Source organism: Pseudomonas sp. P9_2 (assembly GCF_034008255.1).
GTDB lineage: Bacteria > Pseudomonadota > Gammaproteobacteria > Pseudomonadales > Pseudomonadaceae > Aquipseudomonas > Aquipseudomonas synxantha_A.
Window position 1 is genome coordinate 2,366,152 of sequence record NZ_CP125376.1, and the last position, 19,887, is coordinate 2,386,038.

Here is a 19,887-nt window from a genome sequence, read left to right on the forward strand (position 1 = left end):
TTGACTCAGCTCAATGAAAGGGTGATCAGCGCTACTCCTGCAGCTCGTACATGTAAATCTTCTCGGCCTCCATCTGGTAACCGGCGTCGGCCAGTTCACTCGACGACGGCTTGACCTGCATCGCGCCTTCGATCCAGTACGGCTGGTACAGCTCATCGAGTTTCACCCCGACTTCACTTTTCACATGCACGATCTGGTTCGACGGCGGTGGCGGCACGTGGATGCACGCGCCGAAATACGGCACCAGCAGAAACTCGGTGGTGCGGCCTTCTTCGCTGACTTCCAGTGGCACGATATACCCCGGCAGGCGGATGTGCTGGCCGTCGAGGCTCTGCACCACCGGCGCGTTGGGCAGATCCTGCTTGGCCGCCGGCGCCGCCTCGACGGACAAGGCATCGGCCATGTTTGACAGGTCGTGCAGCGGCTTCATATTAGGCACTTCCGGTGGCGCATCCGGCGGGATCATTTCCTGCCAGGACAGGTCCTTGGGCTGTTCATCCGCCCACACGGGTACGGCCGTCAACAGCAACAGGGCAAACAGGGCACGACGCATCGAAGCCTTCCTCATAAACGGATGGACAGGCCATCGGCCAAAGATTGTCGATAGGCGCGCCACGCGGGCACGCTGCCCATCAACAGCGCTGCGGCGAGGATACCCGCCAGCAGGGTCCATTCATATTCGCTCGGCCAGGACATCGGCAGGTCCAGCCCGTAGTTGGCCTGCAAGTAACCACGGGAGGCGGCGATGCAGACATACAGCAGGCCCACGCCTGCTACCACACCGGACAAGGCCAGGGCGAAGGCTTCGAAGATCAGCAGGCTCGCGATATGCCAGGGGCGTGCACCCACCGAACGCAGAATCGCCATCTCGCGGCGGCGCTCGTTGAGGCTGGTGAGGATCGCCGTGAGCATGCCGATCAAGCCGGTCAGCACCACGAACAGCGAGATCACGAACAAGGCTTTCTCGGCGGTGCCCATCATGCTCCACAGTTCTTGCAGCGCCACGCCCGGCAGGATCGCCAGCATCGGCTCGCCACGGAATTCATTGATATCTCGTTGCAGGGCGAAGGTGGAAATCTTGTTGTTCAGGCCGAGCATGAACGCGGTGATGGCTTGCGGCGTCAGGTCCATATTGCGCGCCTGGTCGGCGCTGATGCGGCCTTTGCCCTGGGCCGGCACACCGTTGTGCCAGTCGACATGGATCGCCTCCATGCCACCCAGGCTGATGTGCAACGTGCGATCTACCGGCGTACCGGTACGCTTGAGGATGCCGACCACGGTGAAGGGTTTGTCGTCGTGCTTGACCAGGCTGACCACCGCTACACCGTGGGCCAGCACCAGCTTGTCGCCGAGTTTGTAATGCAAGGCGTCGGCGACTTCGGCGCCGAGCACCACTTCGAACGGGTCGGTGGCGAAGGCGCGGCCGCTGGCCAGTTCGAGGTTTTGCTTGCGCCCGTACTGGTAATGCTCGAAGTAGGATTCGTTGGTGCCCATCACGCGGTAACCGCGATGGGAGTCGCCGAGGGAAATCGGAATGGCCCATTTCACCTGGGGGCTGGCGGCGAAATGCTCAAAGCTGTCCCAGCGGATGTTGTTGGTGGCGTTGCCGATGCGAAACACCGAATACAGCAGCAGGTTGACCGAGCCCGAACGTGCCCCGACGATCAGGTCGGTACCGCTGATGGTGCTGGCAAAACTGTTGCGCGCCTCGACACGCACGCGCTCCACCGCCAGCAACAAGCACACGGAAAGCGCGATGGCGAAGGCAGTGAGGATCGCAGTAAAGCGGCGGTTAGCCAGGCTGGCCATGGCTAGACGAAACAGATACATCTCAAACCTCTGCGGGCGTGGCGGCGCGATTGAGTTCGGCCAGTGACAGGTTACGGTCGAACAGTGATGCCAGGCTCTGGTCATGGCTGACAAACAACAGGCTGGCGCCCGCTTCGCGGCATTCAGCGAACAGCAACTGGATGAACGCTTCGCGGGCGTCATAGTCCAGGGCCGAGGTGGGTTCGTCGGCGATCACCAGTTCCGGTTGGCCGATCAACGCACGGGCGGCAGCCACCCGTTGTTGCTGGCCGATAGACAGCGAGTCGGCGCGGCGCTCCAGCAAGTCCTTGTCCTTCAAGCCCAGGTGCGCGAGCAGGGTCGCGGCTGCCTGGTCGACACTGCCGTGGCGCTGCTTGGCCCGCTGCGCGCGCAGCTTGGAAAAGTGGCATGGCAACTCGACGTTTTCGCGCACCGATAGAAACGGCAGCAGGTTGAACTGCTGGAAGATGTAGCCGGTGTGGTCCACACGGAAACGATCACGGGCGCCGGCCGAGAGTTCGGTCAACTCCTGCCCCAGCAGGCGGATGCTGCCCTGGCAGGGTTTCTGCACGCCCCCCAACAGCCCCAGCAGCGTGGTCTTGCCACTGCCGCTCGGGCCCTTGAGGAACAGGGTTTCCCCGGGTTCCAGGCGGAACGCGGGGATGTCCAGCAACTGCGGGTGACCGGGCCAGTTGAAGCCCAGGTCGGACAGTTCGATTAACGCTTGAGTCATGGGAAGTCAGTGTCGCCTGGTAGTCGAAAATGGCGCCGATCCACTGTGGGAGCTGGCTTGCCTGCGATGGCATCGCTACGGTGTGCCTGCTGCACCGCGTTGCCAGTATCGCAGGCAAGCCAGCTCCCACATGGACTGTGCTTTCAAGTCAGAACTTCAGGGTGGCGGCGGTGGCCGTCGCGTCAACACCTTGCTGACCGCTTGGGCCGATCAGTTGTACCTGAATTTTCTGCGTCGCAGGGAAGGTCTTGAACACTTGGCTCAAGTCCAGGTTGCCCAAGGCCGTCGGCGTGGCACAGGTGAATTGGTAGTGGGCGTGGATTTCGCTGTGGTCGTGATGGTGCTCGTGGGCGGCGGCGCCTTTGCCGTCGGTGGCGTGGTCATCGTCGTCATGGTCGGCTTCTGGTTTGTCACCGAACAGCGGGCTATTGAGTTCCTGGCTGCTGACCACACACCCTGCGGCCTTGGGCAGGTTGAACAGGGCCAATGGGTTCTCCAGCTGTTTGCGTACATCGGCGACCTTGGCTTTATCGGCGGCGCTGGTCGCTACATGCTCGAAACCCACCAGGTTCATCGCCGGGCTGTCCAGTTCAAGCTCAAGGGCCTTGCCATCCAGCACGGCATTGAGACGGCCGACCCCGTGTTCATGGGCGCCGAGGCTGCCGTGTTCGTGATCATGCTCTTCGTGAGCGTGGGCAACAGCCAGTGGCAGCAGGGCGAACGGCAAAGCAAGCAGCAAACGGCGCATGGGAGGGCTCCAGGATGAAAGTTTTGTTATGTGATCTTATAACAATAGAGCGAGAGTTTGACCGCCTGCTTGGTGTTGCGCAAGCTGCATGGGAGCATGACGGTCAGAAAAATGCAGGAGTACAGCGATGTTGCGAATTCGTGGAACCATCGGCGACCTGCCGGTGGACTTGACCCTGGAACTGGACGACGGCGATTGGGCGCGCTTGGGCGCACAGCTTCAGGCCGCCCCAACGCCCAGTGCGCCAACCGCGGCGCCGGTCAAACAGAACGACGACCTATGGCAGAGCGCCCAGGAGGTGCTGCGCAAGGCAGGGCAGCTCAACGGTCTGGAATTACTCGATCAACTGGAAGGGTTGGCAGGCGATGCGGGCGCGGGCAAGCGCCTGTTGGTACGCCTGCGTCATAGCGCCAAGGTCAAGGTGAGCAGCGGCGGGGATACGCCGCTGTACCGTTGGATCGGTGATTAGTACAACGCGGCAAACAATTTGCGGCGGTACACCGTGACCAGCGGGTGCTCATTGCCCAGTAATTCGAACACCTGCAGCAATGTCTTGTGCGGCAAGCCTTCGCTGTAGCTGCGGTTGCGGGTAAACAACTTGAGCAAACCTTCCAGTGCAGCATCGTACTGCTGGCGCGCCAGTTGCTGGATCGCCAACTGATAGGCCGCTTCGTCGTCCTGCGGGTTCTGTGCCAGGCGGCTCTTCAGATCGGCGGTGTCCGGCAAGTCTGCGGCCTGGCGCAGGAAGGTGATCTGCGCCTTGGCCCCGGCCAGGGCGGCCTTGTGGTCGTCGCTTTTGACAGCGTCAAGCACGGCCTGGGCTTCGCCCAATTCGCCGCGTTCGGCCAGGCAGCGTGCGTACAGGATCAACGCGGGGGCGTTAGTGTTGTCTTCGCCCAACAGCGCCACCAGCAGCCCTTCAGCTTCACTGATGCGCCCTTCGCTGAACAACGCCTGGGCCTGTTCCAGCGGATCCGCCGCAGCCGGTGGTGGCATCTGCACATGGGGTTCCAGCATCGCCCGCACTGCCGACTCCGGCTGCGCACCGGCAAACCCGTCCACCGGCTGGCCATCCTTGAACAGCACCACCGTCGGCAGGCTTTGAATGCCGAAACGCGCGACGATGTCCTGTTCGGCCTCGCAATCGACCTTGGCCAACAGCAACTCGCCGCGATAGCTCTCGGCAATCTGCGCCAGCATCGGCATCAGCGCCTTGCATGGCGCACACCATTCGGCCCAGAAGTCCACCAGCACAGGTTTTTCAAAAGAATTCTGAATCACCGCCTGGTCGAAGTTGGCGGTGGTGACGTCGAAGATGTACGGCGTGGGCTCACTCATGGGGCGTCTCGAATAAAGCGGGAATGGGGGCAACTATAAGGGCTGGCGCCGCGAATGGTACAGACTCACCTTGCGAAACTCCCAAGGCTCGGCCAGGTCTGGCAGGGTCAACGCGTCCAGAACCTCCAGCCGTTGATAACGCGGGTGTTGGAAGTCCCGCACCCGCGAATCCGCCACCAGCGCTTCGCGGCCACGGCTGAGGAATTGATCGAGCAACGGAAGGTTGGCGCGGTCGTAAAGCACGTCGGCCACCAGGATCAAGTCAAAACGGTCGGCTTCGGCGAAGAAGTCGGCGCAATAGCCCAGCTCCACCGCATTGAGTTCGGCGTTGGCGCGGCAAGACGCCAGGGCCAGCGGGTCCAGGTCACAAGCCACTACTTCCAGGGCCCCCGCCTTTACGGCGGCAATCCCGGCCACGCCGGAGCCGGCACCGAAATCCAGCACGCGTTTGCCGGCGACCCACTCGGGATGCGCCGCCAGGTAGCGCGCCAACGCCAGGCCGCTGGCCCAGCAAAAGCTCCAGTAGGGCGGCTCATGCAGGATGCGCCGGGTTTCTTCCTGGCTGAAGGCGCGGTCCATATTGTCGGCATCGAGCAGCCACAGCGACAAGTCGGTGCCCGGCAGCGGGCAGGGCACCAATTGCGCGTCGCCGATCAACTCGCTCAAGGCGCGCTGCAGGTGCAGCGGTGGCGTCATGGCGCCTTGACGAGTTGCAGGGGGCCGGTGCTCTGGGTGATCGCCTGGGTGACGCGCACGGCGGGCAGGTGCAGGATCAACTGGCCGGACTGGCTGGCGCGGCCACGCAATTCAACGCGTGCACCGGCCGGGAAGGCTTCAGGGTTGAAGCGCAGGCGGAAGGCCAGAGGCTTGCCATTGCCGCTCAGCACGCTGCTGGCGAGCAGTTGCTGCGGGCGCGAACGGTCGTCGATCACCAGCAGCGCCATCTCGACTTCGGCGCCGGCGGGCACGTTGGTCAGGCTGCCGCTGATTTCCCGTTGATAGGCGGGCAGGGGGCCGAGGTCTTCAATACCCGGGACTTTTTTCTCTTGTGCCGGTGTCGGTTGAGGCGCGGCCGGTTTGGGGGCTTCGCTGCTGCAGGCGACCAGAAAACTGAACAGCGTGAGTAGAACGAGTGGTCGTAACTGCATGTACGGCTCCAGAAAGGACAAAATCCGTGGCTTAAAAAATATCAAACATATAAGCCTGCCTATATACCGTAAAGGCTATGGCTTGTCTTGCGACGGGGATGCGCTACCATGGCCCTCCCATTTTTTGTTGCCTGCCAACCATGCACTGTCCCTTCTGCGGTGCCAACGACACCAAGGTCATTGACTCGCGTCTGGTCGCCGAGGGCGATCAAGTGCGTCGCCGGCGCGAATGCCTGGCCTGTGGTGAACGTTTCACCACCTTCGAAACCGCCGAACTGGTATTGCCCCGTCTGATCAAGTCCGACGGCAGCCGCCAGCCTTTCGACGAAGAAAAACTGCGCGCCGGTATGCAGCGCGCCCTGGAAAAACGCCCGGTGAGTGTCGAGCGCCTGGAAGCGGCGCTGGTGCATATCAAGCACAAGTTGCGGGCGACCGGCGAGCGCGAGGTCAAGAGCCTGGTGGTCGGCGAGTTGGTGATGGGCGAACTGCAAAAGCTCGACGAAGTCGCCTATATCCGTTTTGCCTCGGTGTATCGACGCTTCCAGGACCTCAATGAGTTCCGCGAAGAAATCGACCGCCTGGCCCGTGAGCCCTCCAAACAATGACGTCTGAACAGGCAGTCCTCGACGCCCATTACATGGCGCGTGCCCTCGAATTGGCGCGCAAGGGCCTGTACACCACCCACCCCAATCCACGGGTGGGCTGCGTGATAGTGCGTGACGGGCAGATTGTCGGCGAAGGCTGGCATGAGCGCACCGGCGAGCCCCATGCCGAGCCGAATGCCCTGCGCGCCGCCGGTGAAAAGGCCCGCGGCGCGACGGTGTACGTGACGCTGGAGCCGTGCAGCCACCATGGCCGTACGCCGCCGTGCGCCGATGCACTGGTGAGCGCCGGTGTGGTGCGGGTGGTGGCAGGTATGCAGGACCCGAACCCGGAAGTGGCCGGGCGGGGCATGCAGCGCCTGGCCCAGGCGGGTATCGAGGTGCGCAGCGGCGTGCTGGAAGCTGAGGCGCGGGCGCTTAACCCGGGGTTCCTCAAGCGCATGGAGCACGGTTTGCCGTTCGTGCGGGTCAAGCTGGCCATGAGCCTGGACGGCCGCACGGCGATGGCCAGCGGCGAAAGCCAATGGATCACCGGCCCCGCTGCCCGCGCCGCCGTCCAACGTCTGCGTGCCGAGGCGAGTGTGGTGTTGACCGGTGCCGATACGGTGCTGGCCGACGGCGCCCGCTTGACTGTGCGCGCCGCTGAGTTGGGCCTGGATGAACAAACCACCGCCCTGGCCATGTCGCGCCCGCCGCTGCGCGTGTTGATCGACGGCCGCTTGCGCGTGCCGCTCAATGCACCCTTCTTCAAGGCAGGCCCGGCACTGGTCATCACCTGCGTAACCCCGGAGAACCAGTTCCCCCGTGGCCCAGAGTGCCTGGTGGTACCAGGCGTGGAGGGCCAGGTCGACCTGCGCTCGGCGCTGGTGGCATTGGCCGCCCGTGGCGTCAACGATGTGCTGGTGGAAGCGGGCCCGAGCCTGGCGGGCGCGTTTGCCCAGCAGGGTCTGGTGGATGAGTACGTCATATTCATCGCCGGCAAGTTCCTCGGCTCCGCTGCCCGGCCGTTACTGGACTGGCCGCTTGAGAAGCTGGTCGACGCGCCCCAACTCAAGATCACTGACATGCGCGCTGTAGGCGACGACTGGCGAGTCACTGCCATTCCCGTCCCGACAGCGAGCGTATAATTCCCGGCCTGCGCTTAAGCGTCAGCCCCTCGTTTTCAGGAGAGCGAAATGTTCACCGGCATTATCGAATCCATCGGCAGCATCCGTGCAATGACCCCCAAAGGCGGCGACGTGCGCCTGCTGGTTGAAACCGGCAAGCTGGACCTCGGCGACGTCAAGCTGGGTGACAGTATCGCCGTCAGCGGCGTGTGCCTGACCGTTATTGAGCTGCCGGGCAACGGCTTTGCCGCCGACGTCAGCCGGGAAACCCTGGACTGCACCGCGATGAACGACCTCAAGGCTGGCAGCCCGGTCAACTTGGAAAAAGCCCTGACGCCGACCACGCGCCTGGGCGGTCATCTGGTCAGCGGCCATGTCGACGGTGTCGGCGAAGTGGTGGCCCGCAGTGAAAACGCACGCGCCGTGGAATTTCGCATTCGTGCGCCCAAAGAGCTGGCCAAGTACATTGCCCACAAGGGTTCGATTACCGTTGATGGCACCAGCCTGACCGTGAACGCCGTCAATGGCGCCGAATTTGAACTGACCATCATTCCCCACACCCTCAGCGAAACCATCATGGCCTCCTACCAGCCGGGGCGCCGGGTGAACCTGGAAGTGGACTTGCTTGCCCGTTACCTGGAGCGCCTGTTGCTGGGCGAAAAGGCCGCAGAGCCTGCATCAGGCAATATCACCGAAAGTTTTCTGGCCGCTAACGGCTACCTGAAATCCTGACCAAGGGGGTGCCGCGTGGCGCTCAATAGCATCGAAGAACTGGTTGAAGACATCCGCCAAGGCAAGATGGTCATCCTTATGGATGACGAAGATCGCGAGAACGAAGGCGACATCATCATGGCCGCCGAGGCGTGCAAGCCTGAGCACATCAACTTCATGGCCAAGCACGCCCGTGGTTTGATCTGCATGCCCATGAGCCGCGAACGCTGCGAGTTGCTCAAGCTGCCGTTGATGGCGCCGCGCAATGGGTCGGGTTTCGGCACCAAGTTCACGGTATCGATTGAAGCCACCACTGGCGTCACCACCGGTATCTCCGCCGCTGACCGCGCCCGTACCGTGCAAGCCGCCGCCGCCAAAGATGCCAAGGCCGAAGACATCGTCAGCCCCGGTCACATCTTCCCGCTGATGGCTCAACCGGGTGGCACCCTGGCTCGCGCCGGTCACACCGAAGCCGCCTGCGACCTGGCGCGCATGGCCGGTTTCGAGCCGAGCGGGGTGATCTGCGAAGTGATGAACGATGACGGCACCATGGCCCGTCGCACTGAACTGGAAGCCTTTGCCGCCGAACACAACCTCAAGATCGGCACCATTGCCGACCTGATCCACTACCGCATGATCCACGAACGTACCGTTCAGCGGATTGCCGAGCAGCCGCTGGACAGCGAACTGGGCCAATTCAATTTGGTGACCTACCGTGATTCAGTGGAAGGCGACGTGCATATGGCCCTGACCCTGGGCAACATTTGCGCCGAAGAGCCGACCCTGGTGCGGGTGCACAACATGGACCCTCTGCGCGACCTGTTGATGGTCAAGCAACCCGGCCGCTGGAGCCTGCGCGCCGCCATGGCCGCGGTTTCCGAGGCTGGCAGCGGTGTGGTGCTGTTGCTCGGTCACCCGCTGGACGGTGACGTATTGCTGGCGCACATCCGCGAAACCGCCGACGCCGTGCCGGTGAAAAAACCGACCACCTACAGCATCGTCGGTGCCGGTTCGCAGATCCTGCGCGACCTGGGCGTGCGCAAAATGCGCCTGATGAGCGCACCGATGAAATTTAATGCGATATCCGGATTCGACCTGGAAGTTGTAGAATACGTGCCCTCCGAATAAAGGCCGGCGATTTTTGCCCCTTGTTCGCGGTTAAATCATCACTGAGGGACGCACTTTTCGCGTCCCGGCTCTTTAAGAGATTTGTCGAATGACCCTGAAGACCATCGAAGGTACCTTCATCGCCCCCAAAGGCCGCTATGCCCTGGTGGTTGGCCGCTTCAACAGCTTCGTGGTTGAAAGCCTGGTAAGCGGTGCAGTTGACGCCCTGGTTCGCCACGGTGTGAGCGAGAGCGATATCACCCTTATCCGCGCCCCTGGCGCCTTCGAAATTCCACTGGTTGCGCAAAAAGTTGCTCAGCAGGGTGAATACGCGGCGATCATCGCCCTGGGCGCGGTCATTCGTGGCGGCACCCCGCACTTCGAATACGTAGCCGGCGAATGCACCAAGGGCCTGGCCCAGGTGTCCATGGAGTTCGGCGTGCCAGTCGCTTTCGGCGTACTGACCGTTGATTCCATCGAGCAAGCCATCGAGCGTTCCGGCACCAAAGCCGGTAACAAGGGCGCTGAAGCTGCCTTGTCCGCGCTGGAAATGGTCAGCCTGCTGTCGCAGTTGGAGGCCAAGTGATTTCCGACGAAAGCGATCGTTTCAACCCGCGTGACGAGCGTCCAGCCGATGCCGGCAAGCCTTCGAAAAGCGAAAAGCGCCGTGCGGCCCGTCAGCTCGCCACCCAGGCGCTGTATCAGCGTCATATGGCTGGCACTTCGCTGAACGAGATCGAAGCGCAATTTCGCGTCGATAACGACTTCACCTTTGCTGACCAGAGCTACTTCCACGACATCCTGCACGGTGTTCCGGCCAACATGACCGAGATCGATGCTGCGCTGTCGCCATGCCTGGACCTGACCCTCGAAGAGCTGGACCCGGTTGAGCTGGCGGTACTGCGCCTGTCCACCTGGGAGCTGCTCAAGCGCGTTGACGTACCGTACCGCGTGGTGATCAACGAAGGCATCGAACTGGCGAAAGTCTACGGTTCGACCGACGGTCACAAGTTCGTCAACGGCGTGCTCGACAAGCTGGCCCCGCGCCTGCGTGAAGCCGAAGTGAAGGAACACAAGCGCTAATCTGCGCTTGAGTCCCGCATGGGCGAGTTCGAGCTGATCCGCAAGTACTTCGCCGCCGCGCCCTGTGCGCAAGGCGGCGATGGCATTGCCCTGGGGATCGGCGACGACTGTGCCTTGCTGGCGCTGCCCGCCGGAGAGCAACTGGCGGTCTCTACCGATACGCTGGTGGCCGGCGTGCATTTTGCCGACCCCTGTGACCCGTACCTGCTCGGCCAGCGCTCGCTGGCCGTGGCGGTGAGCGACCTGGCCGCCATGGGCGCCAACCCCCTCGCGTTTACCCTTGCCCTGACCACGCCGACCGTTGATGCCGATTGGCTGCAATGCTATGCCCAAGGCCTGAACGCCATGGCGCAACGTTGCGGCGTGGGCTTGGTGGGCGGCGATACCACCCGAGGGCCACTGAGCCTGACCCTGACCGTATTTGGCCGCGTACCGGCCGGGCAGGCGTTGACGCGCAGTGGTGCGCAGCCGGGTGACCTGCTGTGTGTGGGCGGCGAACTGGGCAATGCCGCTGGCGCTTTGCCATTGGTCCTGGGCCAACGCACGGCGGATGCGGCAGTCGCCGAGCCGCTGCTGGCACATTACTGGTCGCCGCAACCGCAGTTGGCCCTGGGGCTGGCGTTGCGGGGCAAGGCGAGCGCGGCCATGGATATCTCCGACGGGCTGCTGGCCGATTGTGGGCATATCGCCAAGGCTTCGGCGGTCAGCCTGGTGATCGAACGTCACAGGTTGCCTTTATCCACAGCCTTGCTGACATTCGTCGGCGAGGATCAGGCCCGCGTCGCGGCGGTGAGCGGGGGCGATGACTACGTGCTGGCATTTACCTTGCCGATATCCGCCTTGGCGCCTTTGCGAGCGGGCGGCTGGCCGATTCACGTGATCGGTCGGGTCGAGGCGGGGCTGGGCGTGACCCTGCTCGATGCCCATGGTCAGGACATCACGCCAGCCGTGCGCGGCTATCAGCATTTTCGCGAGACCCCGTAGCCAGCGTCCTGCGCTACCCTTTATCTGATGATTACCATGTAGGAAGCCGTCACTATGGTCGTGCGCTGCTGGCTGCTGATCGCTCTGTGTGCCTTTACCTCTGTACTTCAGGCGGATGAGGCGTCGGTGCCCGGCAAGGTCATGCTGGCCAGCGAAGAGTGGAACGACTACACCAATAAAGATGGCAGCGGCCTGGCCTGGGACGTGGTGCGCCAGATCTTCGAGCCGGTAGGCATCACCCTGCAGACCCGCAGCGAGCCCTACACCCGCTCGGTCGGCCTGGCCCAGCGTGGCGAGGTGGATGGATGCGTCGGCACCTATCGCAATGAAGTCAGCGGAGTGTTGTACCCCCGCTGGAACTTCGACGCCGACCACGTTTATGCCCTTGGGCTCGCCACTGCGCCTACGCCGACACAGGCGACGCTGGGCGACTACCGCCTGGCCTGGGTGCGTGGCTACAAGTACGAGCAATACCTGCCCAATGTGCGCCGCTTCAACCAGATCGAACGGCGCGACGGTATCCTGCCGATGCTGCAATACGGTCGCGCCGATTTCTATATCGATGCCCTCACTGAAGCCAAGTATGTACTCAGCCAGGCGCAAGACCCGGCGCTGTTCAAACTTACGCATATCGCCGAGTTGCCGCTCTACATAGCCTTTGCCGATACCGAGCGCGGCAGGGCGTTGATGGCGGTGTATGACCAGCGTTTGGCCGCCCTGGTCAAGACCGGCGAGCTCAAAGCGACTTTTGCGCGCTGGAAACAGCCGTATCCGTTTCCGGGCCCATAGAACTGACGCGAAGGCCAATCGAACCTATTGATCTTTATCAGCGATAATTCAGCTTAAGCGTCTGTAGGAACCTGCTGTTACAATGGCCGCCTCTGTGAAATCTGAAATCAGGAGCACACGGTGCCCGTCGTTTTCGTCGCCGCTTCCAAGCTGCCTACCCCTTTTGCCACGTTCACCATGAACGGCTTTCTTGAAGAAGCCACCGGGCGCGAACACGTTGTGCTCAGCCTCGGCGACATCACGGATGGCGCGCCGGTGCTGGGGCGCGTGCATTCCGAGTGCCTGACCGGCGATGCGCTGTTCAGCCAGCGCTGTGACTGCGGCTCGCAACTGGAAGCCGCTTTGCAAGCCATCGCCCGTGAAGGCCGTGGCGTGCTGCTGTACTTGCGTCAGGAAGGCCGTGGCATTGGCTTGTTGAACAAGATCCGCGCCTACGAACTGCAAGATGGCGGCGCCGACACCGTGGAAGCCAACGAGCGCCTGGGCTTTGCCGCCGACCAGCGCGACTACGCCATCTGTCTGCCGATGCTTGAGCACCTGGGGGTCAAATCCCTGCGCCTGATGACCAACAACCCGCGCAAGGTCAAAGCCTTGACCGAGATGGGCATCACCGTGGCCGAGCGCGTGCCGCTGCACACCGGGCACAATCCGCACAACAAGCTCTACCTGGCGACCAAAGCCAGCAAGCTCGACCATATGATGGGCAACGAGCACCAGGGCGAGGTCGACCGCGCGTGACTCGCGGCCAGGTGAAACGGCGGTTGTCCTTCAATTGGTGGCAGTACCTGGCTTTGGCATTGCTGCCCCTGTTCGTGATCAATCTGCTGTTTGGCCGGGCTGAATCTCTGCTGCCCGTGCTGGCCATGCCGTTCTTCATTGCCGGCGTGGCCTCGATGTTTCTCAGCCTGCGTTATTTTCACGGCTATAAACATGCGCTGATCGCCACTTCCAAAGCCCTCGATACCCCTGAAGAACCCGCTGCCTGGATCACCCTCGCGGCTCGTCGCCGCACGGCCTTGCTGGTGGCTGCGTTACCGGCCTGGATCGGTGCGCTCGCGGTGTTCGTCGGCCTGGAAGCGGTGCCCCTGTTTCTCTTGGCCCTGTCGACGCTGGTGCTGTTTTACCTCTATCGCATCCCGCGTCAGTTGGGATGAAGCGCTACTGGCTGGCGCTGCTGCTGGTGGTCAGTACGCCGGTGTGGTCGGTCGAACGTGTCGTCAGCCTGGCGCCGTCGCTGTCTGAAATCGTCGTTGAACTGGGTGCTGCTGACCTGTTGGTAGGCGTGCTTGATGGTGGTGAGCGGCCAACGGCACTGGCAACGGTTGCGTCGGTCGGGCATTACGGCCAACTGGATATGGAGCGTCTGCTCAGCCTGAAGCCCGACCTGATCCTGCTGTGGCCCGGCAGCGTCGGCCCGGCCCAGCGTGAGCAGCTTCAGCGGTTGAATATCCCGGTGTATGTCGCCGAGCCCCATAGCCTTGAGCAACTGACTACTCAGGTCCAGGCCATTGCCGAGCAATTGGGCCGAGCTGAGGCAGGGCGCCAGCTCGCTGCACAACTACGCCAGCGCTTGGCCGAGTTGCGCCAGCGCTACCAGCGGGCCGAGCCGTTGCGGGTGTTTTACCAAGTGTGGAACCAACCGCTGTACACCGTGGGTGGTGGGCAGATCATCAGCGATGCGCTCAGTGTGTGTGGCGCGCGCAATGTGTTTGATGATCTGAAGTTGCCGGCGCCGCAGGTCAATATCGAGTCGGTGCTGGCGCGTGATCCCGAGGTGATCCTGGTGGGTGATCAAGCTCAGAGAGATGCGTGGAAGGCATGGCCGATGATGTCTTCGCGGGTGCGATTAGTGCCGGACAAGGGCCTGGAGCGGCCCAGCGGGCAGATGTTGGAGGCGGTGGGGCGGTTGTGTCAGGTTTTATCACCTAACCTGTGAAACCGCTATCGCAGGCAAGCCAGCTCCCACAGGGGAATGCATTTCAATTGTGGGAGCTGGCTTGCCTGCGATGACGTCGGTGCAGGCCCCTCAGAACTCAGGCGTCCATGTCAGCCCAACCATCCACACCCGACCTTCTTCACGATAATTCTGAGCCTCGCCGAGGTAGCTGTACTTCGCCCGTGCATAAGACTTGTCCAGCACGTTATCCACCTTCAGCGACAACGATACCTCCCGGTTCAGCGCCCAACTGCTGCGTAGCCCCAACAAGGCATACCCGCCCAAACGGTTGCGATTGGCTTCATCGTCGTAGCTGCTGCTGATCGCCTGCCAGCTCGCGCCAACGCCCAGCTTGTCGAACTGCCGATCCAGATCCAGGTTCAATGTACGCCGAGCGCGACGTGCCAGGGTGTGGCCGCTGTCACGGTCACGCGGGTCGATAAGCGACAGGCCAAGGTTGCCCTGCCAGCCAAACACTTCCTGCTTGAGCGCCGCTTCAAAGCCGTTGATCCGCGCCGATGCCACGTTTTGCGGCTTGCCGGCGTCAAGGATGATCGCGTCGCTCAGGTCGGTACGATACAGCGAGGCTTCCAGGCGTGTGCTGTCGGTCAGTTGGCTGCGCCATTGCAGCTCGTAGCTCTTTGATGTTTCGGGCTGCAGATTGGGGTTGCTGTACTGCGTGTCGGGGTAATAGAGGTCGTTGAAGGTCGGCGCGCGGAAGCCTTCGCTGTAGCTCAAGAGTAGGTCGTTGTCAGGGTTGACCGGTACGGTCAGGGTGCCGCTCCAGCTATTCTGGCCGCCGAACTGCTGGTTCTGGTCGCGACGCAGCCCAAGCTCGGTAGAAAACCACTCGCTGTGGAAGCGGTGCTGCACAAAAGCGGCGCGGTTCCAGCGGCTGTTTTCGGTAAAGGTGGTGGAGCCGTGGAAGCGGTCTTCATACCAGTCGCCACCGATGATCAGGTTGTTCTGCTCATTCAGGGTCAGGTCGTTCTGCCAGTTGACCGAGTCGCGGTAGGTATTGAACGCGCTGAAATCATCACTGAGTGTATCGCGCTTGGTGTCACGGTTTTCGCTGTGGCCCAATTCCAGGCGCGACTGCCAGGTCTCATTGAGCTTGGCATCGACATAACCGCTGGCGCTGCTGACGGTGTAGTCGGTGTAGGGTTTCTGACCAACGCTTTGCTCGGTGACGCTGTCGTAGCGGCCAAAGCTATTGTCATATTCCGACTTGCCCCGGTTATCCAGCAGATTGAAACCTACCTCCAGCTCATCGTTGAACGAATGGCGGAGGTTCAGGCTGATGGACTGGTTGCGGTAGGCGTCATGGTCGCCGTCGCTGGGGAACGATGCGTGGCTCGCGTTGATACCTGCGGTTTCATCCAGGCTTGCGCCCAGGTTGAAGCGCGTATGTTCATCGCCGCCCGACAAGCCCAGGCTACGTTCCCAAGTCTGGTTACTGCCAAACCCGAGCTTCAAGCGCGGCTGCAAGCCTTGCTCGGCATTGCGCCGGGTAAATACCTGGATCACGCCGCCAATGGCATCGCTGCCGTAGATCACCGAACGGGAGCCGCGCAGCACTTCCACCCGTTCAATTTGGTCGACGTTGAGGTATTGCAAGCCGCTGTCGCCTGAGGTGGTATTGGCGATGCGCTGACCGTCAACCAGCACCAGGCTCTGGGCAGACTTTGTGCCTCGAATGAAGATCCCCGGCAAACTGCCACGCCCACCGGTCGGCGCAACCTGCACACCGGGCACGCGGCTGAGCAGGTCGGTGACGCTGGTGGGTTGCAGGCGGTCGATGTCGGCGCGGGTGAAGACGGTGTTGGCAGCGCTGCTGTCGTTACGCGCCTGCACTTGGCGGTTGGCGCTGATAACCACGTTGGAGAGCTTAAGCGCCTGTTCTCGGGTGTCGGCGAGCAGGTCGGTGCAAGGTAGAAGCAGTAGGGCAAGGCACAGGCGGTTCATGGGCTGTCCATAGCGTTTGAAGGTGACACAAAATCAAATGTGGGAGGGGGCTTGCCCCCGATTGCAGTGGTTCAGTCACAATAGTTACAACTGAAACACCGCTATCGGGGGCAAGCCCCCTCCCACATTTAGTCCCGGTTTCTACAGGGCCAGAAGCGTCATGCGCTCGCGGACCGAGGCTTCGATGCCGGCCTCGTCCAAGCCACACTCAGCCAGCATCTGCGCCGGCTTGGCGTGCTCGACGTACACATCCGGCAAGCCCAGGTGCAGCACCGATTTGAGGATGTTCTCCCGCGCCAGGAACTCGCTGACTGCCGCACCGGCGCCGCCCATGATGGCGTTCTCTTCGACGGTCACCAACAACTCATGGCTGGCGGCGATTTCGCGTACCAGCGCTTCATCCAACGGTTTGACGAAACGCATGTCCACCACTGTGGCATCAAGCTTTTCAGCCACTTTCAGCGCTTCGGCCAGTTGTACGCCAAACACCAGGAATGCAGTTTTGCTGCCTTGGCGACGCACGACGCCTTTGCCGATCTCAATCGGCTCCAGGTCTTTCTCGATCACGGCATTCGGGCCATTGCCCCGGGGATACCGCACAGCGGCCGGGCCGTTGTACAGGTGGCCGGTGCTGAGCATCTTGCGCAGTTCGTTTTCGTCGCTGGGCGTCATCACCAGTATGCCGGGGATGCAGCGCAGGTAGGACAGGTCGAAGCTGCCAGCATGGGTCGGGCCGTCTTCGCCCACCAGGCCGGCGCGGTCGATGGCGAACAGCACGTCGAGGTTCTGCACCGCCACATCGTGAACCAACTGGTCATAACCGCGTTGCAGGAAGGTGGAGTAGATCGCCACCACCGGCTTGGCGCCTTCGCAGGCCATGCCGGCGGCGAAGGTGACAGCGTGCTGCTCGGCAATCGCCACGTCGAAGTAACGCAACGGGAAACGCTCGCTGAACGCCACCAGGTCGGAGCCTTCCTTCATCGCCGGGGTGATGCCTACCAAGCGTGGGTCGGCAGCCGCCATGTCGCACAGCCATTCGCCAAACACACCGGAATACTTCGGCCCGCTAGCCTTTTTCGGCGCGGCTGCGGGCGCGTCCAGGGGTTCGAGCTTGGTGATCGCGTGGTAACCAATCGGGTCGACTTCAGCCGGGGCAAAGCCTTTGCCCTTTTTGGTGACGATATGCAGGAACTGCGGGCCCTTGAGGTCGCGCATGTTGCGCAAGGTGGCGATCAGGGTCGGCAGGTCGTGGCCATCGATAGGGCCGATGTAGTTCCAGCCCAGCTCTTCGAACAGGGTGCCGGGCACCAGCATGCCCTTGGCATATTCTTCGGTGCGACGGGCGATTTCCCACGCTCCAGGCAGACGCGACAGCACTTTCTTGCTGCCTTCGCGCATGCTGGCGTAGGTGCGGCTGGAGAGGATTTTCGCCAGGTAATTGGACAGGCCACCGACATTGCGCGAGATCGACATGTCGTTGTCGTTGAGGATCACCAACATGTTGGCATCCACTTCCGGCGCATGGTTGAGCGCTTCGAAGGCCATGCCGGCAGTCAGCGCGCCATCCCCGATCACGGCAATCGCCTTGCGATCGCTGTTTTGCAGACGGGCGGCAATCGCCATGCCCAACGCTGCACTGATGGACGTGCTGGAGTGGCCGACGCCAAAGGTGTCGTACTCGCTCTCGGAACGGCGCGGGAAGGCGGCCAGGCCGTCCTTCTGGCGCAGGCTGCCCATGCGCTCGCGACGGCCGGTGAGGATTTTATGCGGATATGCCTGATGGCCCACGTCCCACACCAGCCGGTCGTCCGGGGTGTCGAACACGTAATGCAGGGCGATGGTCAGCTCGATCACGCCCAGCCCGGCGCCGAAATGCCCACCGGTCTGGCCGACCGTATAGAGCAATTCCAGGCGCAACTCATCGGCCAGGGTTTCCAGCTCGGCTTCACCCAGTCGACGCAGGCCGTCCGGCGTGGCAGCGCGGTCGAGCAGGGGCGTGGACGGGCGTTTGCGGGGAATCTCTTGAAACGTCGTGGGCATCAGGCGAATCGTTATAGGTATAGAAGAGGCGGCAGTTTACCTCAAGCGGTGCAAACTGCCCACGCAGGGCGCCGAACTTGGCCGATATGCGGCGCAAATGGCCGGGGTTGTCAGTGGCGGCGCTCGACGATATACCGCGCCAGGTCACGCAATGGCTCGGCTGCCGCGTCGAAAGGTCGCAGGGCATCCAGGGCCTGGTCACGCAGCTCGATGGCGTATGCCTTGGCGGCTTCCAGCCCCAGCAGAGCCGGATACGTCGGCTTGTCCCGTGCAATATCGGCGCCTTGGCGTTTGCCGAGGGTGGCGGTATCGCTTTCCACGTCGAGAATATCGTCCTGCACCTGGAAGGCCAGGCCGATCGCGCGGGAATAAGTCTGCAGGGCCGCCAGTTGCTCGGCGTCGGCGCGGCCGCTGGCCAGGGCGCCCAGGTGCACGGCGGCTTCGATCAACGCGCCGGTCTTGTGGCGATGCATGTATTCAAGGGCTTCTTGATCCAGCTTGAGGCTGACCGAACCCATGTCGATGGCTTGGCCGCCGACCATTCCGGCCGGGCCAGCAGCGTGGGCCAGGGCAGTAACCATGCGCAGGCGGATCTCGGCGTTGACGCTGCTTAGTGCCGGGTCCAGCAACGCGCTGAACGCCAGGCTCTGCAAGCCATCCCCGGCCAGGATCGCGTAAGCCTCATCGAAGGCTTTGTGGGTCGTGGGCTGGCCGCGACGCAGATCGTCGTCATCCATCGCCGGCAGGTCGTCGTGTACCAGGGAGTAAGCGTGGATCAACTCCACCGCACACGCTGCGCCATTGGCCTCGGCCGCCGGCGCGCCCAGGGCTTCGCAGGCCGCATAGGCCAGCAACGGGCGCACCCGCTTGCCGCCATTCATCACGCTATAGCTCATGGCTTCATAGAGGCGCGTCAATTCCGGGCTTGGTGCAACAAACAAGGGCTCCAGCGCCGCATTCACCCGGGCTTGGCTACTGGCCTGATACGCGCTGATCATTCCGGCTGTTCCGCATCGAAAGGCTCTTGCGCCAACTCCCCGTCGCGCTCCAGCAGCACCTGGACCTTCTGCTCCGCCTGCGCCAACGCGCTCTGACAGTCGCGGGTCAGGCCAATGCCTTGCTCAAATGCCGTCAACGAGTCTTCCAGCGACAACTCGCCGTTCTCCAGACGCTCGACCAGGGTTTGCAGGTCGGCGAGGGATTGTTCGAAATCGAGTGCAACTTTTTTGCGGGCCATGGCGGCAATTCCGGTAGACGGTAAACCGGCGCGACACTAGCAGACATGGGGGATTGGGGCAAATGAGTGGGGCTGTTACTGCTGGGCGGAATTGATCTGATAACGCGTGCTGCGGCCGCCTCCGGGGAGATGTGTCAGGCAGTTTTTTTCCAGTAGTCGGCCAGGTGGCGTGTTGTTGATTCATAAGGAGAAGCCTGGGGGCGTGTGAGCCGAATAGAGAGAGTATTCGGCTCATTTTGTGAGCTGATTGTGCTTTGTATTCGGCTCATCGTCGAGGCGCTACTGGGCCACAGAGTGCGTTCTCAGGGGCGCGTTTGATATTCAACGGAAGCTGACGTCGATTCTGTCGACTTTTAGTTTTATGAAGCGCTCGTTACATTCAGGATGGTCGTAGTGAATGTCCTCATCGTTTAATGAGACGAAGCTGTGAAATTGTGTGTTGCGTAGGTTTCCATAAAGTAGGTAAGCGTATCCGGAATTTGTCTTTTCAATCAGTGGTGTTCTCGGTTCAACCCTTTCAATCTCGTAATCGTCAGATAGATTCATTGTCA

23 protein-coding genes are annotated in these 19,887 nt (G+C 62.1%); 12 read left to right on the forward strand and 11 right to left on the reverse strand.

Annotated elements, in window-relative coordinates; translation table 11 throughout:
- Positions 1 to 31 precede the first annotated feature (31 nt).
- The 4 genes from QMK52_RS10525 to QMK52_RS10540 all read right to left on the reverse strand — a co-directional run bounded on the left by QMK52_RS10525 (position 32) and on the right by QMK52_RS10540 (position 3,290).
- Positions 32 to 553, reverse strand: coding sequence for a DUF3299 domain-containing protein (locus QMK52_RS10525; RefSeq protein WP_122733053.1), 522 nt, complete (start codon positions 551 to 553; stop codon positions 32 to 34).
- An 11-nt stretch (positions 554 to 564) separates the two neighbouring features.
- Positions 565 to 1,830, reverse strand: coding sequence for an ABC transporter permease (locus QMK52_RS10530; protein WP_005791865.1), 1,266 nt, complete (start codon positions 1,828 to 1,830; stop codon positions 565 to 567).
- Between the two features lies 1 nt (position 1,831).
- Positions 1,832 to 2,542: an ABC transporter ATP-binding protein gene (locus QMK52_RS10535; RefSeq protein ID WP_005791863.1), complete on the reverse strand. Its 711-nt coding sequence runs from the start codon at positions 2,540 to 2,542 to the stop codon at positions 1,832 to 1,834.
- Positions 2,543 to 2,690: 148 nt separating this feature from the next.
- Positions 2,691 to 3,290 carry a DUF2796 domain-containing protein gene (locus QMK52_RS10540; protein ID WP_320404070.1) on the reverse strand — a complete coding sequence of 200 codons (600 nt, stop codon included), beginning with the start codon at positions 3,288 to 3,290 and terminating at the stop codon, positions 2,691 to 2,693.
- 127 nt (positions 3,291 to 3,417) lie between these two features.
- On the opposite strand from QMK52_RS10540, the gene QMK52_RS10545 reads away from it, so the two are divergent.
- Complete coding sequence (locus tag QMK52_RS10545) at positions 3,418 to 3,759, forward strand: hypothetical protein (RefSeq protein WP_032879241.1); 342 nt, start codon at positions 3,418 to 3,420, stop codon at positions 3,757 to 3,759.
- Here QMK52_RS10545 and trxA read toward each other — a convergent pair.
- From trxA to QMK52_RS10560, 3 genes are read right to left on the reverse strand one after another with little or no spacing between them, the layout of a single operon-like run.
- Positions 3,756 to 4,628 carry a thioredoxin gene (gene trxA / locus QMK52_RS10550; RefSeq protein WP_005791858.1) on the reverse strand — a complete coding sequence of 291 codons (873 nt, stop codon included), beginning with the start codon at positions 4,626 to 4,628 and terminating at the stop codon, positions 3,756 to 3,758. The two genes, QMK52_RS10545 and trxA, sit on opposite strands and share 4 nt — an antisense overlap.
- Before the next feature lie 33 nt (positions 4,629 to 4,661).
- Positions 4,662 to 5,324 (reverse strand): class I SAM-dependent methyltransferase, encoded by a 663-nt coding sequence (locus QMK52_RS10555; RefSeq protein ID WP_194439347.1) that lies wholly within the window; start codon positions 5,322 to 5,324, stop codon positions 4,662 to 4,664.
- Positions 5,321 to 5,776, reverse strand: coding sequence for a YbaY family lipoprotein (locus tag QMK52_RS10560; RefSeq protein WP_005791855.1), 456 nt, complete (start codon positions 5,774 to 5,776; stop codon positions 5,321 to 5,323). Before QMK52_RS10560 ends, QMK52_RS10555 begins: the two co-directional genes overlap by 4 nt.
- 140 nt (positions 5,777 to 5,916) lie before the next feature.
- Here QMK52_RS10560 and nrdR point away from each other — a divergent pair, with 140 nt between their 5' ends.
- The 11 genes from nrdR (at position 5,917) to QMK52_RS10615 (ending at position 14,094) form a co-directional block, all read left to right on the forward strand.
- A complete protein-coding gene (gene nrdR / locus QMK52_RS10565) occupies positions 5,917 to 6,381 on the forward strand; it encodes a transcriptional regulator NrdR (protein ID WP_019818855.1) in 465 nt (154 codons plus the stop codon).
- The gene (ribD, locus tag QMK52_RS10570) at positions 6,378 to 7,505 is read left to right on the forward strand and encodes a bifunctional diaminohydroxyphosphoribosylaminopyrimidine deaminase/5-amino-6-(5-phosphoribosylamino)uracil reductase RibD (RefSeq protein WP_005791852.1); all 1,128 of its coding nucleotides are present in this window, start codon (positions 6,378 to 6,380) and stop codon (positions 7,503 to 7,505) included. The genes nrdR and ribD overlap by 4 nt, the downstream gene beginning before the upstream one ends.
- A gap of 48 nt (positions 7,506 to 7,553) precedes the next feature.
- The gene (locus QMK52_RS10575) at positions 7,554 to 8,216 is read left to right on the forward strand and encodes a riboflavin synthase (protein ID WP_005791849.1); all 663 of its coding nucleotides are present in this window, start codon (positions 7,554 to 7,556) and stop codon (positions 8,214 to 8,216) included.
- A gap of 15 nt (positions 8,217 to 8,231) precedes the next feature.
- Positions 8,232 to 9,323 carry a bifunctional 3,4-dihydroxy-2-butanone-4-phosphate synthase/GTP cyclohydrolase II gene (ribBA, locus tag QMK52_RS10580; protein WP_003194579.1) on the forward strand — a complete coding sequence of 364 codons (1,092 nt, stop codon included), beginning with the start codon at positions 8,232 to 8,234 and terminating at the stop codon, positions 9,321 to 9,323.
- Between the two features lie 88 nt (positions 9,324 to 9,411).
- Positions 9,412 to 9,888: a 6,7-dimethyl-8-ribityllumazine synthase gene (gene ribE / locus QMK52_RS10585; protein WP_003194576.1), complete on the forward strand. Its 477-nt coding sequence runs from the start codon at positions 9,412 to 9,414 to the stop codon at positions 9,886 to 9,888.
- Positions 9,885 to 10,385 (forward strand): transcription antitermination factor NusB, encoded by a 501-nt coding sequence (gene nusB / locus QMK52_RS10590; RefSeq protein WP_005791846.1) that lies wholly within the window; start codon positions 9,885 to 9,887, stop codon positions 10,383 to 10,385. Before ribE ends, nusB begins: the two co-directional genes overlap by 4 nt.
- An 18-nt stretch (positions 10,386 to 10,403) precedes the next feature.
- On the forward strand, positions 10,404 to 11,369 hold the full coding sequence (thiL, locus tag QMK52_RS10595; protein WP_194439345.1) for a thiamine-phosphate kinase: 966 nt from the start codon (positions 10,404 to 10,406) through the stop codon (positions 11,367 to 11,369).
- A gap of 54 nt (positions 11,370 to 11,423) precedes the next feature.
- The gene (locus QMK52_RS10600) at positions 11,424 to 12,158 is read left to right on the forward strand and encodes a substrate-binding periplasmic protein (RefSeq protein WP_005791842.1); all 735 of its coding nucleotides are present in this window, start codon (positions 11,424 to 11,426) and stop codon (positions 12,156 to 12,158) included.
- Between the two features lie 120 nt (positions 12,159 to 12,278).
- Positions 12,279 to 12,896, forward strand: coding sequence for a GTP cyclohydrolase II (gene ribA / locus QMK52_RS10605; protein WP_005791841.1), 618 nt, complete (start codon positions 12,279 to 12,281; stop codon positions 12,894 to 12,896).
- Complete coding sequence (locus tag QMK52_RS10610) at positions 12,893 to 13,312, forward strand: MFS transporter (RefSeq protein ID WP_320404071.1); 420 nt, start codon at positions 12,893 to 12,895, stop codon at positions 13,310 to 13,312. The genes ribA and QMK52_RS10610 overlap by 4 nt, the downstream gene beginning before the upstream one ends.
- Complete coding sequence (locus tag QMK52_RS10615) at positions 13,309 to 14,094, forward strand: cobalamin-binding protein (RefSeq protein WP_320404072.1); 786 nt, start codon at positions 13,309 to 13,311, stop codon at positions 14,092 to 14,094. Before QMK52_RS10610 ends, QMK52_RS10615 begins: the two co-directional genes overlap by 4 nt.
- 90 nt (positions 14,095 to 14,184) lie before the next feature.
- Here the strand turns inward: QMK52_RS10615 and QMK52_RS10620 are convergent, their stop codons facing one another.
- The 4 genes from QMK52_RS10620 to QMK52_RS10635 all read right to left on the reverse strand — a co-directional run bounded on the left by QMK52_RS10620 (position 14,185) and on the right by QMK52_RS10635 (position 19,336).
- Positions 14,185 to 16,059, reverse strand: coding sequence for a TonB-dependent receptor domain-containing protein (locus tag QMK52_RS10620; protein WP_320404073.1), 1,875 nt, complete (start codon positions 16,057 to 16,059; stop codon positions 14,185 to 14,187).
- A 141-nt stretch (positions 16,060 to 16,200) separates the two neighbouring features.
- Complete coding sequence (gene dxs / locus QMK52_RS10625) at positions 16,201 to 18,099, reverse strand: 1-deoxy-D-xylulose-5-phosphate synthase (protein WP_194439341.1); 1,899 nt, start codon at positions 18,097 to 18,099, stop codon at positions 16,201 to 16,203.
- 110 nt (positions 18,100 to 18,209) lie between these two features.
- A complete protein-coding gene (gene ispA / locus QMK52_RS10630; protein ID WP_194439339.1) occupies positions 18,210 to 19,097 on the reverse strand; it encodes a (2E,6E)-farnesyl diphosphate synthase in 888 nt (295 codons plus the stop codon).
- On the reverse strand, positions 19,094 to 19,336 hold the full coding sequence (locus QMK52_RS10635) for an exodeoxyribonuclease VII small subunit (protein ID WP_005791829.1): 243 nt from the start codon (positions 19,334 to 19,336) through the stop codon (positions 19,094 to 19,096). The genes ispA and QMK52_RS10635 overlap by 4 nt, the downstream gene beginning before the upstream one ends.
- Between the last annotated feature and the right edge of the window lie 551 nt (positions 19,337 to 19,887).